The 15,790-nt window shown below is 69.7% G+C and carries 9 protein-coding genes; 2 read left to right on the top strand and 7 right to left on the bottom strand.

Going from position 1 to position 15,790, the window contains the following annotated elements:
- Positions 1-133: 133 nt before the first annotated feature.
- From ACWD26_RS40205 to ACWD26_RS40180, 6 genes are all read right to left on the bottom strand, one after another.
- Positions 134-5,332 (bottom strand): family 43 glycosylhydrolase, encoded by a 5,199-nt coding sequence (locus ACWD26_RS40205; protein WP_451278059.1) that lies wholly within the window; start codon positions 5,330-5,332, stop codon positions 134-136.
- A gap of 249 nt (positions 5,333-5,581) precedes the next feature.
- Positions 5,582-6,541 (bottom strand): GNAT family N-acetyltransferase, encoded by a 960-nt coding sequence (locus ACWD26_RS40200; RefSeq protein WP_451278058.1) that lies wholly within the window; start codon positions 6,539-6,541, stop codon positions 5,582-5,584.
- A 409-nt stretch (positions 6,542-6,950) separates the two neighbouring features.
- The gene (locus tag ACWD26_RS40195; protein ID WP_451278056.1) at positions 6,951-8,672 is read right to left on the bottom strand and encodes a SulP family inorganic anion transporter; all 1,722 of its coding nucleotides are present in this window, start codon (positions 8,670-8,672) and stop codon (positions 6,951-6,953) included.
- 200 nt (positions 8,673-8,872) lie between these two features.
- Positions 8,873-9,595 (bottom strand): FAD:protein FMN transferase, encoded by a 723-nt coding sequence (locus tag ACWD26_RS40190; protein WP_451278054.1) that lies wholly within the window; start codon positions 9,593-9,595, stop codon positions 8,873-8,875.
- 4 nt (positions 9,596-9,599) lie between these two features.
- The gene (locus ACWD26_RS40185) at positions 9,600-10,346 is read right to left on the bottom strand and encodes an FMN-binding protein (RefSeq protein ID WP_451278052.1); all 747 of its coding nucleotides are present in this window, start codon (positions 10,344-10,346) and stop codon (positions 9,600-9,602) included.
- Between the two features lie 19 nt (positions 10,347-10,365).
- Complete coding sequence (locus ACWD26_RS40180) at positions 10,366-11,709, bottom strand: ferredoxin reductase family protein (protein ID WP_451278050.1); 1,344 nt, start codon at positions 11,707-11,709, stop codon at positions 10,366-10,368.
- 147 nt (positions 11,710-11,856) lie between these two features.
- Between ACWD26_RS40180 and ACWD26_RS40175 the strand changes: the two genes are divergently transcribed.
- Both ACWD26_RS40175 and ACWD26_RS40170 read left to right on the top strand, forming a co-directional pair.
- A complete protein-coding gene (locus ACWD26_RS40175; RefSeq protein ID WP_451278049.1) occupies positions 11,857-12,546 on the top strand; it encodes a response regulator transcription factor in 690 nt (229 codons plus the stop codon).
- Positions 12,543-13,988, top strand: a complete 1,446-nt coding sequence (locus ACWD26_RS40170; protein WP_451278047.1) for a sensor histidine kinase — start codon at positions 12,543-12,545, stop codon at positions 13,986-13,988. The genes ACWD26_RS40175 and ACWD26_RS40170 overlap by 4 nt, the downstream gene beginning before the upstream one ends.
- A gap of 202 nt (positions 13,989-14,190) precedes the next feature.
- Here ACWD26_RS40170 and ACWD26_RS40165 read toward each other — a convergent pair whose 3' ends face one another.
- Positions 14,191-15,648 carry a DUF1996 domain-containing protein gene (locus ACWD26_RS40165; RefSeq protein ID WP_451278045.1) on the bottom strand — a complete coding sequence of 486 codons (1,458 nt, stop codon included), beginning with the start codon at positions 15,646-15,648 and terminating at the stop codon, positions 14,191-14,193.
- Positions 15,649-15,790: the final 142 nt, after the last annotated feature.

Genomic DNA, 15,790 nt, shown 5'->3' with positions numbered 1-15,790 from the left:
CCTGCTTTTCAGGGGCGCGGGGAACTGCGCGACCAGCCCCCACCGGACCCGCAGTTGACCACCCGCCCCCACACAAACCGAGCCGCGCCCGGACGGATCCGGACGCGGCTCGGGTCAGGTGTCGCGGGGAGGGCTACTTGCGGCCGATGGTGATGCCCTTCGTCTTCGCCGCCGTGGTGTTCTCGTAGACAACCGAACCCGAGGACTTCTTCCAGATCTTGATCTTGAAGGTGTCCGGGCCGTCGGTGGCCGTGATGCGGAAGGCGTAGCCGGTCTTGCCGTTGACCGTGCCGGAGCCCTGGTAGACCGCCTTCGAGCCGGTGACGACCAGCCAGTCGGAGCCGGTGGAGCGGAACTTCAGCTTGGCCTTGGCGAAGTCGAGCGCGGCCTTGCCGGACGGCTTGGTGTCGTACTTGCCGTACTTGGCGGTGAAGGAGAAGCCTGTCGTGCCGGTCAGCTTCGGGCCTGCCGGGAAGGACCCGGCCGGTGAGGTGAAGCTGCCCTTTCCGGTCGCGGAACCGGCGGCCCGGTCGTAGACGATCAGCTCGGGGAGGGTGCTGCTCGCCGAGGCGCCGTCGTCGTCGGTGACGGTGATCACCGGGCGGAAGATACCCGCCTTGCGGTAGGTGTGCTCGGCCTTGCAGACGCCGGCGGAGATCTTGCCGGTGGTGGGCTTGGTGCCGTCCTTCCAGTCGACCTTGCAGGTGTGGGTGTCGCGGGTGCCCGGGTCGGTGAACTTCGCCGTGACCGAGGTGCCCTTACCCACCGCCACCGGGGACTTGGGACCGGTCGCGGAGGTGATCTTCGGGGCCGCGTTGGTGACGGTCACGGTCGCCGTGTCGCTGCTGCGGCCGCCGGTCAGGGTGACCTCGTACGTGCCGTTGTCCGCGCAGGTGATCGTCGTCTTCGCGGACTTGGCGTCGGCGAAGACGCAGGGCACGTCGTTGCCGATCGTCCACTGGGCGGTGCCCGCTCCGGAGACGGTGCCGTCCAGCTGGATCTTGGCGCCTTCCTTGCCGGAGGCGTCCTCGCCGGCCCGGGCGATGGTGACCGGGTCGATGCTCTCCAGGGTCGGGACGACCTTCTTCAGCATGCCGTCGGCGTCGAACTCCAGCTTGTCGATGGTGGTTTCACGGTGGGTGCCGTCACCGCCGGGGATGGCGAAGCGGTGGTAGACGATGTACCAGTCGTCGGTGTTCGGGACGTGGACCACCGAGTGGTGGCCGGGGCCCTTGATGCCGAGCGAGAGGTCCTTCTCCAGGATCACGCCCTGCTTGGTCCAGGGACCGGTGGGCGAGGAGCCGGTGGCGTAGGCGACCCGGTAGTTCTCGTCACGTGTGTCGTTCTCCGACCACATGAAGTAGTAGGTGCCCTTGCGCTTGATGACGAAGGTGCCCTCGTTGTAGCCGCTCGGCGTGATGTCGGCGACCTTCGAGGCGTCGAAGGAGACCATGTCGTCGTTGAGCGGGACCACGTAGGCGCGGCCGTTGCCCCAGTAGAGGTACGACGTGCCGTCGTCGTCGGTGAAGACCGCCGGGTCGATCATCTGGCCCCGGTGGTCACCCGCCTTCAGCAGCGGCTTGCCGAGGGCGTCCTTGAACGGGCCGGTGGGCGAGTCGGAGACCGCGACACCGATGTTCGCGTCGGCGCAGAAGTAGAAGTAGTACTTGCCGTTCTTCTCCTCCATCGCCGGAGCCCAGGCCCTGCTGTCCGCCCAGGAGACGTCCGGACCGAGGTCCAGGATGACGCCGTGGTCGGTCCAGTTGACCAGGTCCTTGGAGGAGTACGCCTTGAACTGCGTACCGCTCCAGCCCTCGAAGCCGTCGGTGGTCGGGTAGATGTAGAAGGTGTCGCCGAAGCGGACGACGTTCGGGTCGGCGTTGAGACCGGGGAGGACCGGGCTCTTCATGACCACGGCCGAGACGGTCCAGGTGCGCTTCTTCCCGTCCGAGCCCGTGACCTCGTACGTCACCGGCTCGCTGAAGTCGCGCAGGGTGCCGGAGGCGGGGCTGATCGTCGCGCCGTGGGCCAGGGTGAACTGCGGTGCCAGGGCGGTGACATCACTGCCCGGGGTCAGCGGCAGGACGACCTTGCTGTCCTTGTCGTTGATGACCGCGTCGACCTTGAGCGCCGGGTGGGTCGCCGCGGCGATCCCGGTGGTGTTGCCGCTGAGCTCCAGGACCTCGGCGGGCGTCAGGGCCCGGTTGTAGATCCGGAAGTCGTCGACCTCGCCGCCGAAGTACGGGTCCGGGGAGTACAGGGACTTGCCGATGTAGCCGGAGTGGTCCTTGGCGGAGTCGTACAGGTCGGACGGCTTGATGGTGACGCCGTTCACGCGGGCCGTCTCGGCGCCGTCGACGTAGAGGACCGCCGTCTCGGTCGCGCCGTTCAGGGTGACGGTGACGTGCTTCCACTCGCCCGGGGTGAGCTGGGAGCCGCCGATCATCTGCTTCTCACCGGACCAGGTGGCCTTGGTGATCGCGGAGAACAGCTTGCCGCCGCCGTTGGACGGCGTGGCGAACAGGTACTTGTTGCTGTCCGGGCCGAGTCCGAACAGCCACTGGAAGTTGTCGCCGCCCTTCCACTTCACGTACGTGGAGACGGTGACGCTGCTCGTGTCCTTCAGGACGCCGTTCGGGATCTTGACGTACGGCGAGCTGGAGCCGCTGTTGCCGCCGGACATCTTGAACGAGCCGCCGTCGACGCCGGTCCCGAAGTCGGGCGTACGGACGTAGGTGCCGTGGTAGCCGTGGCCGCTGGAGTCGCGGGCGATGCTGCCGCCGGTCTCGTCGAAGTCGTAGTGCAGGAGCAGGTCGGCCGGGACGTCGGGGCCCTCGGCGGAGACCGTGACCTCGGCGGTGACTGCTATCGCCGAGTCACCGGCGATGTCGCCCTTCACCGTGAAGGTGCCGGCCTGCGCGTACTGCGACGCGTCCACGGCCTCCCAGGTGACCGCGACGGGCCGCTTCACGCCGTCCGCGGACTCGGCGATGACGGTGGCCGGCAGGACCGGGGCGTCACCGACACGCGTCTCGACCTTGACGTCCTCGACGTCGGTGATGATCTGATCCGGCTGGTAGGTCTGCAGCAGCCGGTCGTACTCGGCCTGCGTCACCGGCAGCACCGTGCCGTGCCGGGGCTTGGACGGCAGGTCGTAGCCGGTGGACGGGGTCCAGACGCCGGAGGCCAGGTCCGTCGTCTCGAAGGGGATGTAGCCGCGACCGCCGAACTCGTCCAGGAACGCGTACCACTTCTCCTCGGTGTTCGACTTGAACACCAGCGGGCCCTCGGCGGCGCTCATCTCGCCCTTGCCGATGCCCTCGGCGACGGCGGTCCAGGAGAGGTTGCGGAGCGTGTCGCTCTTCTCCTCGAAGATGAACTTGCTGTTGGGCGTGGAGGAGGTGTTGTTGCGCTCGTCCTTGGAGAGGCGGAAGTACTCGCCGTCGTGGCGGATGACCGTGGAGTCGATGACCGAGTAGCCGCGGTCGATCCAGACCTTGGGCTCGCTGAAGGTGTAGAAGTCACGGGTCGTCGCGTACATCATGCGGTTGTACGTGTCGCCGGAGTGGGCCTCGTTGTCGTACAGCTTCGACGCCCAGAACACGACGTACTCGCCACGCTCCTCGTCGTAGTAGGCCTCCGGGGCCCAGGTGTTGCCGGCCGAGTCGGGGGAGACCTTCACCAGGCGCTGGTTGGTCCAGTTCACCAGGTCGGTCGACTCCCACACCATGATGGACTTGCTGCCGGTGCGCTGCGAGGCGTCCCAGTCGCCGTTGCCGTAGATCTTGAGGTCCGTGGCGATCTGGTAGAACTTGTCGCCCTCGGGGGAGCGGATGATGAACGGGTCGCGCAGACCCTTCTCACCGAGCGTGGAGGTCAGGACGGGCTTGCCGTCGTTCAACTCCCGCCACTTCAGCGGGTCGTTGCCCTTGCTGAGGGCCGCGTAGAGCTGCTCGCCGTCCGAGGTGCCCTCGCCGGTGAAGTAGCTGAACATGTAGCCCTTGAGGGCTTCCTTCTTCGGCAGCTCCGGCACCTTCGCGGTGAAGGCACGGGTCTTCTTCGCGTCGCCCTTGGTGACGGTCGCGGTCAGCTCGACGGTGGTGGCGCCGTCGCCGTGTGCGGGACGCTTCACCACGCCCTCGGCGGAGATGACGTCCGTGTTCGCGGAGGACCAGGCGACCTTGGTGGCGAAGTCACCGGACGTCGGGAGCGTGAGGTTGCCGCGGACGTCGTCGAGGTTGTGCACGGTCAGCGCCTCGGTGGCCTGGTCGACGGCGGTCGTGTCGTCGAAGGCGGGCGGGACCGTGACCTCGAAGGTCTTGGTGGCGCTCGCGGGACCCTTCTTCAGGGTCGCCGTCAGTGTGGCGTGGCCGTCCGGCTGACCGGCGGCGGGGCGGGTCACAGCGCCGGAGTCCGAGACCACGTCGGTGTTGTCGCTCGCCCAGGTGATGGTCGAGCCGCCGGCCGTGCCCGTCTTCGGCAGGTCCAGGTCGGCGGTCACCGCGCTGGTGTCACCCAGGGTGAGGGCCGCCTTGTCGGCGGCGACGCCCTCCTCGGCGATGGGGAGCGAGAGCTGCTCGACCTCGGAGCCGGCGAGGGCCCTGTTGTAGACCCGGAAGTCGCGGATCTTGCCCTTGAAGAGCTTGTCGCTGGTGTAGACCGACTTGCCGATGTGGTTGGCGGTGGTCGTGCCCGAGCCGATCGATCCCGGAGTGATGGTGACCGAGGTGTTGCGGCCGACCTCCACGCCGTCCTCGTACAGCACGCCGGTGGTGCCGGTCTGGGTGTAGGTGAGCTGCTTCCACACCGAGCGGGTCAGGTTGTGCGAGTCGGAGGGCCGGGTGTTCTGCTCGGTCGACCAGTTGCCGGACGCGATGGAGGTGCGCAGCGAGTTGCCGGTGGCGAACAGGTAGCCGTTGCCCGCGCCGCCGCTGGTGTTGCCGAAGCCGTAGATGAAGTATGGGCCGGTCTGCGACTCGTCCATCAGCACGTCCATGGAGACGCTGATCGAGTCCATGCCCTTCATGACGTCGTTCGGCACCTTGATGTAGGTGTCCGAACCGTTGAAGGCGAGGCCCTGGCCGTTGCCCGTCCAGCCGGCGGTGCCGTTCACCGTGCCGTCCCGGCCGTTGCCGGAAGCGTCGGCGACCGTGGTGCCGGAGGCGGCGTCGAGCTTGTACCAGAGGGCCAGACCGTCGGTGATGTCGGCGCCGTCCGCGGCGGCCGGAGCGGCGGGCCCCGCGAGGCCCAGGAGCAGCGACGCGGCGGTCAGTCCGGCGAGCGGACCCGCCCAGCGTCTCGCGCGGCCGCGCAGACGTGCGATGTACGTCATGTCGAGTATCCCTGCTGAGAACACGGCTGATGAAGGGGTGGCGAAGGCAAGACGAAGGCAAGGGGAAGGCATCGGGAAGGGGCGGGAACCCTCGCCCTGGGTTTCCCGCTGTTTCGGCCTTGTGACGTCGTGTTGCGAGAGTGTCAATCGGGGTGCGGTGAGGCGTCAAGAGGTTTCGAACAATGTCCGACTGGTCGAACATGGAAAACCCCCGTCCTCGGTGGAGAACGGGGGCTCGGAGGTCCGTGCCTACTTGACGGGGCGTACCAGTTCCCAGGTGTCGACCGCGAAGTCCAGCTTCATGCCGTGCCGTTCGTACAGGGCGAGGGCGCCGCTGCTGTTGTCGGTGTCGACGCCGAGGCCTATGCGGTCGCGGCCCAGGGCGGCGTAGTGACCGAAGGCGTGGCGCAGCAGCAGGCTGCCGAGGCCCTGGCCACGGGCCTCGCGAAGGACGCCGATGCTGGAGATCCAGGCCATGCTGGTGCGGTCGTTGCGCGACCGCAGGGCCGCCGCGTCTCCGAGGCCGTCGACGTGCGCGATCCAGAGCAGCGACCAGTCGACGTGCTCGGCGTCGATGTCGTCCAGCCACTGCTCGTACGTACGCGGCTGGAAGTCGAAGTGGTCGGCGAAGGCCGTCTGCAGCAGGGCGTGGGCCTGCCGGCGGTCCGGCTCGGTGGCGCAGGAGCGGAGGGTGACGCCGGGCGGGGGCGTCGGCAGCGGCTCGGTGGGGGAGAGGGGACGGGCCATGACGTTGTAGCGGCGGACCGTGTGCCAGCCGCGGTCGCGCAGCGCGTCGAGGTCCATGGTGGGCGCGATGTTGAGGTGCATGTGCACCACGGCCCGGTCCGCCCCGTTGGCCGCCGCCCGTTCCGCGGCCCGGGCCTCCATCAGGTCGAACAGGTGCAGGGCGCCGAGCGGTTGGTCGGGCAGCGTGTAGTGGTCCATGTCGATGCGCTCGCCGCCGGACTCGTCCCACTGCAGGCCGTACGCCACCAGCCGGTCCCCGTCGAACAGCAGCCAGGAGTCACGCTCCAGGTCCGCCTCGGGATGCTTCAGATCGGCCTGCACCTCGCCCAACTCGGTCTCGGCACGGCCGATCTCCAGCAGATCGATCTCGTTGAGCAGCGCGCACACCGCCTCCGCGTCGTCGAGCGTCGCCGGGCGCACGGTCAGGCCGGGCGGCAGGGGGGTGGGGTGTGTCGTTGTCATGGGGCCACTGTCCGGGGACAGGGGTGCGGACCGCAACGGGATTTCGGGGCGGGGCGGGCGGTGTGGGGAGCGGGGGCGGCAGCTGTGCCCGCAGTTTCGTCCGGCGGCCGGCGTGCGATGGTCGGCGTGCGGCGTGTGCTGGCCGAATTCGACCCGGTGCGCGTCCGGGCGGGATCCGGCGGGGTCCGCGGACGCGGAGTGATGCTCCGCCGCCACCACCGCCGCCACCGCCACCGCCACGCGGTGCACGGCGTCTGCGGACCGGGCCAGGGAACGGGACGGGACGGGAGAGCGGCGGAGGTTCTGGGCCGTCGGCGGTTGTCAGCTGAGGGCTGACGGCTGACGGCTGATGGGTGACGGCTGATGGGTGACGGCTGATGGCTGACGGCCGTGGGCCGTGCGTCCGGCGTCACCGCTCGCGGCACCACGCCCGGTATGCCGCCACGGCGGTCGGCAGGGTCGGGAAGATCCGGTCGGTGCCGACCGACTTCGCGAGCCCGTACGCGTCGAGTTCGTCGAGCAGGTCCTGCTTCACGCGGGCGAGGGCGAAGACGACGCCACGGCGGGTCAGCTCGCGGCGGAGTGCCTCGACCGCGTCCAGGGCGGTGATGTCGACCTCGACGTTGGCCTCGGTGTTCAGCAGGAACCAGCGCACCGCCTCCCCCTGTTCCTCCTGATCGTCGACCGCGGCGAGGGCCCGGCGGCGGAAGTCCTCCGCGTTGGCGAAGAAGAGCGGGGAGTCGTAGCGGTAGACCAGGAGCCCGGGGATCGTCCGGGCCTCGGGATAGTCGTCCACGTCGTGCATGCCGGCCACCCCCGGAACCAGCCCCTCCACGGCATCGTGGGGACGGGCCACCCGCGTCAGCAGCTCGACCACCGACAGGCCGACGGCCACCAGGACGCCGTACAGGATGCCCCAGACGAGCACGCCGGCCAGACAGCCGACCGCGAGGAGCAGCTCGCGGCGCCGGAAGGCGGCCAGTCGGCGGAAGCCGGCCAGGTCGACCATCCGGGCGGCGGCGTAGACGACGATCGCGCCCAGTACGGCGGACGGGGTGCGGGTCAGCAACGAGCCGAGGAAGAGCAGCACGGCGAGGACCGCCACGCCCGAGACGAGCGCGTACCCCTGGCTGCGGGCGCCCGCCGAGGAGGCGAGCGCGGTACGGCTGGCGCTGCTGCTGACCGGCATGCCGTGCAGCACCCCCGCGCCCAGGTTGGCCGCGCCCAGCGCCAGGAACTCCTGGTTCGGATCGCACCCCGGGCCCTTGTCGGCGCGGTCGGCGAACGCCCGGGCGGTGAGGACGACATCGGTGTAGCTGACGAGCAGGACACCCAGGGCGGGCAGCAGCAGGGACGGCAGCTCGGCGAGGTCCGGCACGGCGAAGCCCGGCAGACCGGACGGGACCTCGCCGATGACGTCGATGCCGAACCGGTCGTCGAGGTCGAAGGCGACCACGGCCGTCGTACCGAGGACGACGGCGAGGAGGGGGCCGGGGAGGGAGCGGGCGAGGACGGGGACGACGAAGAGGAACGTGATCGCGGTCGCGGAGAGCACGACGGTGGCGAGGTGGGCGTCACCGAGGTGCCGGAGGAAGGACCACAGCTTCGGGAAGAACTCCGCACCGGACGCCTCCACGCCCGCGAGCTTCGGCAGCTGGTCCATGACCATGATGAGCGCCAGGCCCGCGAGATAGCCGATCAGGACGGGGCGGGAGAGCAGGTCCGCGACGAAGCCGAGCCGAAGCGCCCGGGCGAGCAGGCAGAGCAGACCGACGACGATCGCGAGGACGGCGGCGAGTGTGGCGTACCGCCGTGGGTCACCGTCCGCGAGGGGGCCGATCACCGCCGCGGTCATCAGGGCGGCGGTCGATTCCGGGCCGACCGAGAGGAGACGGGAGGAGCCGAGGAGGGGGTAGAGGGCGAGTGCGGGGAGCATCGCCCAGAGGCCGACGACCGGGGGAAGGCCCGCGACCACGGCGTACGCCATGACCTGCGGCACGAGATACGCGGCGACCGTCACCCCGGCGATCGAGTCGCCGCGCAACCATGAGCGCCGATAGCCGAGGAGCACGGCGAGACCGGGGAGGAGGCGCCGCCACGCGGGGGTGCGCTCGGCCGAGGTGCTGGTCATACGCCTCCCTTCGCCCGGTGATCTCAGGATCCACCGGGGGAGAGGGGAGCGCGACGGGGGTGAGGGGGAAGCGGGGAACGGGTGTGATTCGGCCATATTTGGCCCTATTCGGCCACATGCACCCGCAGTCGCCGTACGACCCGCACCCCCGAGCCATGAGGCGAAGCCGCCTCCGGCCCGTCAACGCTCCGTCAGGCCCCTCAGGCCGCCACAGGCAACCCCGGCGTGCGAAAGACACGCTGCCGCGCGTCGACCGCGAAGATCTCGCAGCCCTCCCGGGACGCGGCCCACTCGATCCCTTCCGCGCCCATGGCGAACGCGGCGGTGGCCGTGGCGTCGGCCTCCGTGAGGGAGGGTGCCACCACGGTCAGGCTGAGCAGCCCCGTCGCCGGCCGACCCGTCCGGCCGTCGAGGATGTGGTCGCCGCGCTCGTAGCGGGCGGAGGTCGCGACCGCCCCGTCCGTGAGGGACAGGACCGTACAGAGCCGGTCGGCCCGCTCGGGGTGGCGCACGCCCACCCGCCACGGCCCACCGGTCGCGGCCACGTCCCCGCCCGCGTTGAGACAGAGCCGCTTCGCGCCCCGGTCCGCCAGCAGTTCGGCGGCCCGCTGCGCGGCCCACCCCTTCACCATGGCGCAGGGGTCGAGCCCACGCCCCGGCAGCCGTACGTCGAACGCGCCGCCCGACGCCACGCGGTACTCCTCGCACAGCGCGAGGACCTCGGCCAGGTCCCGGCTGACCTCGTCCGGTGCCAGCTCGCCCCGGTCCAGCCGGGACACCTCGCTGTCGGCGCGGAACGGGCTGAACCGCGCGTCGACCTCGCGCAGCCAGTCGAACGCCGGTTCGGCGGCCTCGGGGGTGGCGTTGTCGTCCTCGATCAGCAGCGAGATCGGGAACCCCATGATGTGTTCGACGCGGCGCACCGGATCAGGCCTTCGCGTCGAGCGCGGCCTGGAGGGACTCCCGGTAGCCGCCGCTGGTGATGGTGGCGCCGGAGACGGTGTCGATGTCGGCGCTCTGCGCCGCCAGGGTCTCCTTGACCAGCACCGGGACGGCGGCCTCGGTCTGCGGGTGGTTCGGCTGCTTCAGCATCTTCACGGTGGTGATCTTGTCGCCCTCGAAGGTCACCTGGACCTGGACGTCACCCTTGGAGGTGCTGACCGTCGAGCCCGCGACGGTCCGGTTCGCGCTCTCCGCCGACGCCGATCCGGACGGCGACGAGGAGTCCGACGCCGATTCGGAGCCGGCGTCGGAGCCGGAGTCGGACGAGGACGCCGACTCCGCGTTCTCGTCGATCACGGCCTGGAGGGACTCGCGGTAGGCGTCGCTGGTGATGGTGGCGCCGGAGACGGTGTCGATGTCGGCGCTCTGCGCCTGCAGCGTCTCCTCGACCAGCACCGGGACGGCGGCTTCGGTCTGCGGATGGTCCGGCTGCTGGAGCATCCTGACGGCGGTGATCTTCTCGCCCTGGAAGGTCGCCTGGACCTGGACGGGACCCTTCTCCGTGTCGATGGTCGGCCCCGTGACCACGGAGGAGTCCCCCGAGGTGGACGCGGAGGCCGACGGGGCCGGCTCCGCGGTCACCGTGGTGGTGGTCTCGGTCGAGGGGGCGTAACGCCAGACGGGCACCAGCGCGGCGGCGCTCAGGACCAGGGCGGGTATGGCTCGTTTCACAGTGTTTTCCTCGTGTCCCTCATCCAGCCAGGCTGAAGCGTTCGAAGTGGATCTGCGGCTTGGGCACGTCCAGCTCGCGCAGGTTGCCCAGGACCGCGTTCATCATCGGCGGCGGCCCGCACAGGAACACGTCCCGGTCGGCGATGTCCGGCACCATCCGCAGCAGCTCGCGCGGCGCCAGCAGGTCGGGGCTGACGGGGCCGGACACCAGGTGCAGCTCGGCGCCCTTGTCGAAGGCGAGCTGCTGGAGCTCGTTGTAGAGGACCGCGTCCTGCTTGGTGGCCACGCGGTAGATGACCACGGCGTGCCCCTGGATCTCCTCCAGCAGGGCCCGGATCGGGGTGACACCGACGCCGCCCGCGATGAGCACGGACTCCGGCCGGGTGCGGTGCATCGCGGTGAAGGCCCCGTACGGGCCCTCGGCGAACACCCGGGTGCCGACCTTCACGTGCCGCAGGGCGGCGGAGCCCTCGCCGGCCGCCTTCGCCGTCAGCCGCAGCTGCTTGCCGTCGGGCGCGGCCGACAGCGAGAACGGGTTGGCCTGCCACCAGCGGTCGCGGGTCAGGAAGCGCCACAGGAAGAACTGGCCGGCCCGCGCGGGCATCCGGTCCAGGTCACGGCCGGTCATGTAGATCGAGACGACGTTGTCGGCCTCGGGGACGACCGCGGTCACACGGAGCTGGTGACGCCAGTTGCGCCACAGCGGCAGCACCAGCCGGCCCATGAACACCGAGGCCAGAGCCACCCCCCACAGCGTGTACCAGTATGCGGTCGCGGTCTGCGAGGAGGCGAACGACGTACCCGCCGAGACCTGGTGGGTGAAGGCCAGCACCACCGCGACGTAGGTGTACAGGTGGATGAAGTGCCAGGTCTCGTAGGCGAGCCTGCGCCGGGCGTAGCGGGCCGAGACCACGCCGATCACGATGATGATCCCCAGCGCGACGATCGCGCGCAGCACACCCTCGACGGTCTCGGCGAGGTCGACCAGCTGGCTGACCGGGTCCATGTCCGAGGACTGGGCGTAGCCGAAGGTGATGAACACGCCGTGCGCGACGAGCAGCCACAGTACCGAGAAGCCGGTCCAGCGGTGCCAGGACGTCAGCCGGTCCATGCCGATACGCCGGTCGAGCCACGGCAGCCGGGCCACCAGCACCAGCTGGAAGGCCATGAGGAGCGCGCCGTACAGGCCGGTCAGGCGGCCCAGCACGATCAGCGCGTTGGAGGCGAAGCCCGCCTGGACGAAGAAGACGGCCACCGCGACCACGTTCGCCGCCAGCACGGCGTACAGACCGGTTCGGGCGACCACTTTGGGCCGCGCTCCCGAGCGGCTCACCGCTGTGGGGGGTTGTTGGACAGTGGTCACGAGGACAGCTCCTTGATCGGGTGGGGATACGAGCTTGTCCGGCGAGTGCTGTCGTTTTACTGTCGGACAACTTTCAAGTTTTTATCGATCGGCTGCCAAGCTGTGAGCGGCTATGGAGTGAAGCGACCGGTAGCGCACTATGAGCACGTGGAAAAAGTGCGACTTCTCGTTGTGGACGACGATCCGCCCATCGCCGACCTGGTGGCCACCGTCGCCCGCTACGAGGGCTGGGAGGCGGTCACCGCGCACTCCGGTGAGGAGGCCCTGCGGCAGGCGGCCGAGTTCCGTCCCGACATCGTGGTCCTGGACCTCATGCTGCCAGGGGTGGACGGATTCGGCGTGCTCGACCGGCTGCGCCGGTCCGGCACCATGGTGCCCGTGGTGTTCCTCACCGCCCGCGACGGCGTCGCCGACCGGGTCGCCGGCCTCACTCGGGGCGGTGACGACTACCTGGTCAAACCCTTCGCCGTGGAGGAGCTGATGGCCAGGCTGCGCACCGTGCTGCGCCGCAGCGCCGGGCCGGCCTTCCAGCGGTCCGTGCTCCAGGTGGCGGACCTCGCGATGGACGAGGACACCCGGGAGGTCCGCCGCGGCGAGAAGCTGCTCACCCTCACCCCCACCGAGTACGAGGTGCTGCGCTATCTGATGCGCAAGTCCCCGACCGTCCTCACCAAGGCGCAGATCCTCGACCACGTCTGGGAGTACGGCTTCGGCGGCCGCTCCAACGTCGTCGAGCTGGTCGTCAGCCGGCTGCGCCGCAAGCTCGACGACACCGGCGAACCGCTCATCCACACCGTGCGCGGATTCGGCTACGTGCTGCGGCAGGCCACCGAGTGATCGCCCGCCTCAAGCAGAGCTACCGCGGCATGCGCCTCGGCACCCGGCTGGCCCTCGGCCTCGGGGCCCTGGCGCTCGTCGTGTTCGCCGTCGTCGGCAGCGCTCTGACCATGTCCATGCGCGACTACCTGTCGGCGCAGCTCAACGAGCAGCTGAAGATCGCCCAGATGGCCCAGTCCAAGAGCATCGCGGACTACGGCACGCTGGAGGGAAAGAAGTACTACCGCTGGTACTACGCGGTGTACGACACGTCGAGCGGCGCCCCCGTGCTCCGGAAGCCCGAGGACCCCGCCGACGTTCCCGAGGACATCGACGACTTCACCCTCGTCGCCAAGGCGCAGACCACACAGGACACGGAGGTCCTGCGTACCGAGCATCTGAAGGGGCAGGGCCAGTACCGGCTGCGGGCCTGCGAGGTCGAGCCGGGGGTGGTCCTGGTCAGCGCCGCGCCCATGGACGACATCGAGGACACGGTCGGCCGGCTGATCACGGTCCAGGTGGTCACCTTCGTCCTGGCCCTGATGGCGCTCGTCGTCTTCGGCCGGGCCATGCTGCGACGCGGACTGAAGCCGCTGAGCGACATGGCGCACACCGCCCGGGGCATCACCTCGCACGACCTGACGGACTCGGCGCGGCTGCCGGTGCGCCACGACAACCGCGACGGCGGCCCTGAGGTCGAGGAGCTGCGCACCGCCTTCAACACGATGCTGGAGCACATCGACGACGCCCTCGCCGTCCGCACCGAGGCCGAACAGCGCCTGCGCCGCTTCGTCGCCGACGCCTCCCACGAACTGCGCACGCCGTTGATGTCGGTACGCGGTTACGCCGACCTCTTCCAGTACGCCGCCGCGCACAGCCCCGAGGAACGCGACAAGCACCTGGCCCGGCTGCGCGCCGAGGCCGCCCGCATGGGGTACCTGCTGGACGACCTGCTGATGCTCGCCCGCCTCGACGCCGCCGACGTGGAGACACCGCTGCGGCTGGAGGAGACCGACCTGGTGGACCTCGCGCGCCAGGCGGGGGACGCCTTCCGCGCGGGCCACCCCGGCCATCCGCTGACGGTGACGACCGACTCCTCACCCGTACGGCTGCGCCTCGACCCGCTGCGTGTCCGTCAGGTCCTCGACAACCACCTCACCAATGCCGCCGTGCACACCCCGGCCGGCACGAAGGTCCACCTGGAGGTCGCCGTCGAGTCCGGCACGGCGGAGGTGCGGATCACCGACTCCGGGCCGGGTATCCCGGCGGACGACCAGGAGCGCGTCTTCGACCGCTTCTACCGCGTCGACAAGGCCCGCAGCCGCGACCGGGGCGGCAGCGGTCTGGGCCTCGCCGTCGCCCGCTCTCTCGTCCGCGCCCACGGCGGCACCATCGACCTGACGAGCCGCCCGGGAGCGACGACGTTCACCGTGCGACTGCCGCTGGGCGGGGGGCGGGCCTGAGGGCCGTCGAGGGAAGCGGAGGGGCGCGGCGGCGCGTTCGGAGGTTGGTGGCGCGGGTGCGTCGGCGGGTGCGGGTGGTGTGTGGCTGCTCGCGCAGTTCCCCGCGCCCCTGAAGGACCAGAGGCGCCCCGAGCGGTGGGTCGGATGGCACACGCGTGGGTGGGGGCGTCGTCCTGACGACGCCCCCACCCGTGGTCCGGACTCAGCTGCACTTACGTCCGGTGTTGATGCACTGGACCGCCTTGTTCATCAGCTTCTGGTCGAAGACGTTGATGAAGTCACCGTGGTCGGTGACCGGCTTGTGCTGCTGCTCGGGGAAGCTGTCCAACGAGTAGAACGGACGGGTCTTGCCGTTGTCCTTCACGCTGGGCGCGTCCACGTCGTACACCAGACGCTGCACCAGCTGCGGGATGGCCTTGAACCCGGCCTGGCAGTTGCCGTTGGCGTCGGCGAAGGCCACGTGCGTACGGTGGTTGGCGCTGTCGATGTTCTTGCCGTCCCAGCAGCTCTGGAACTTGAAGGTGCGCACCACGTCGCTGCCCGAGGGGCAGAGCGGGTACTTGTCCTTCAACTGCACCTTGTTCTCGAAACCGGTGCAGCTCCAGGAGGCGTTGGCGTTGGCGGTGCCGTTGACGAACGCCTTGGCGTCACCGGTGATGATGCGCAGGAACTTGGGCATCGCCACCACCTTGCCGCGGGGGCTGCCCACGAAGTCCAGCGTGGCCTTCTTCGCCGTCAGGATCCGGCCCGTGTTGCCCTCGGCGCCACCGCCCTGCTGGGTGGCGTCGAACTCCTTGGTGCCGTCCTGGAGGCGCAGCACCGGCCAGTAGTACGACGACTTGTCGCCCTTGTTCTTGCAGCTGGTACCGGCCTTCGCGAAGTCCTGGTCGCTGGAGAAGGCGTCGTTGTCCTGGTTGCCGACGTAGTCGTGCATGTGGTGCGCGCCGTTGGTGACACCGGGCGCGACGATGACGTTGTCGCTGTTGTACAGCTTGTTGGCGTTCACACCGCACTTGGTGACGAAGACGCCCTTCGAGGCCTTCGCCGACCTGGCCGGCGTGCGCACATTGGGCTTCACCTTGGTGATGTCCACGAAGTCGGCGGCGACGGGACCGTTGCCGGCCGCTCCGGCATTGGTGTTGTTGCCACCCTGGTTGTTGCCACCGCCCTGAGCGGGCGCGGGCTGGTTGCCGGTGGCACGCAGCGTGCAGGCCGCCAGGGAGTCGAGGCCCTGCGGCTTGGCCGCCACCCGGCCGATGGCGATGGCGATCCGGTCGATCGTCGCCTTCCGCTTGTCCTTCAGGGGACCCACGATCGCGTTCTGCGCGAAGTTGGGATCCTGCTGAATCGCCCTCTGCGAGGTGGACAGGCGCTGGTACGCCTCGGAGATCTGCTTGTCGAGAAGGGCCAGCTCCTTGTCGACCTGAGCCTTGGCCTGGGCCGGTACCGACGTCAACTTCTGGCCCACGTCGGGGCAGTCGATGGTGGACGTTCCGGCCGCGAGCACCTGGTTCTGGGCGGAGCCCTTCGCGGCGCCCGTCTCGCCGGCCGAGGCGTAGATGTTGACTGCCACCAGTCCACCGGCACCGACGGCCACTGCGGCCGCCGCGCCCACCGCTCGGCGGGCGGTGTTCGATCTCTTTCGCGTGTTGCGTCTCATCAGGCCTCTCAAGGACGACTCCGGAGCCGGCGGGACGACCGGCACGGGTCAAGCGCGTCCTCACCTACGTAAGGTGCACACCAAATGCTCAGCGAATTCCGAGAATCGTAGGTTCCTCCATTCACGAACAGTGCATGAAAGC

The organism is Streptomyces sp. NPDC002787 (assembly GCF_053592095.1).
Note: the sequence above shows the minus strand (reverse complement) of the source record. Positions and strands in the feature narration are given on the sequence as shown.

Coding starts and splice junctions, on each gene's coding strand:
- ACWD26_RS40205 (WP_451278059.1), bottom strand. CDS start 5,332: ATGACGTACATCGCACGTCTGCGCGGCCGCGCGAGACGCTGGGCGGGT.
- ACWD26_RS40200 (WP_451278058.1), bottom strand. CDS start 6,541: ATGACAACGACACACCCCACCCCCCTGCCGCCCGGCCTGACCGTGCGC.
- ACWD26_RS40195 (WP_451278056.1), bottom strand. CDS start 8,672: ATGACCAGCACCTCGGCCGAGCGCACCCCCGCGTGGCGGCGCCTCCTC.
- ACWD26_RS40165 (WP_451278045.1), bottom strand. CDS start 15,648: ATGAGACGCAACACGCGAAAGAGATCGAACACCGCCCGCCGAGCGGTG.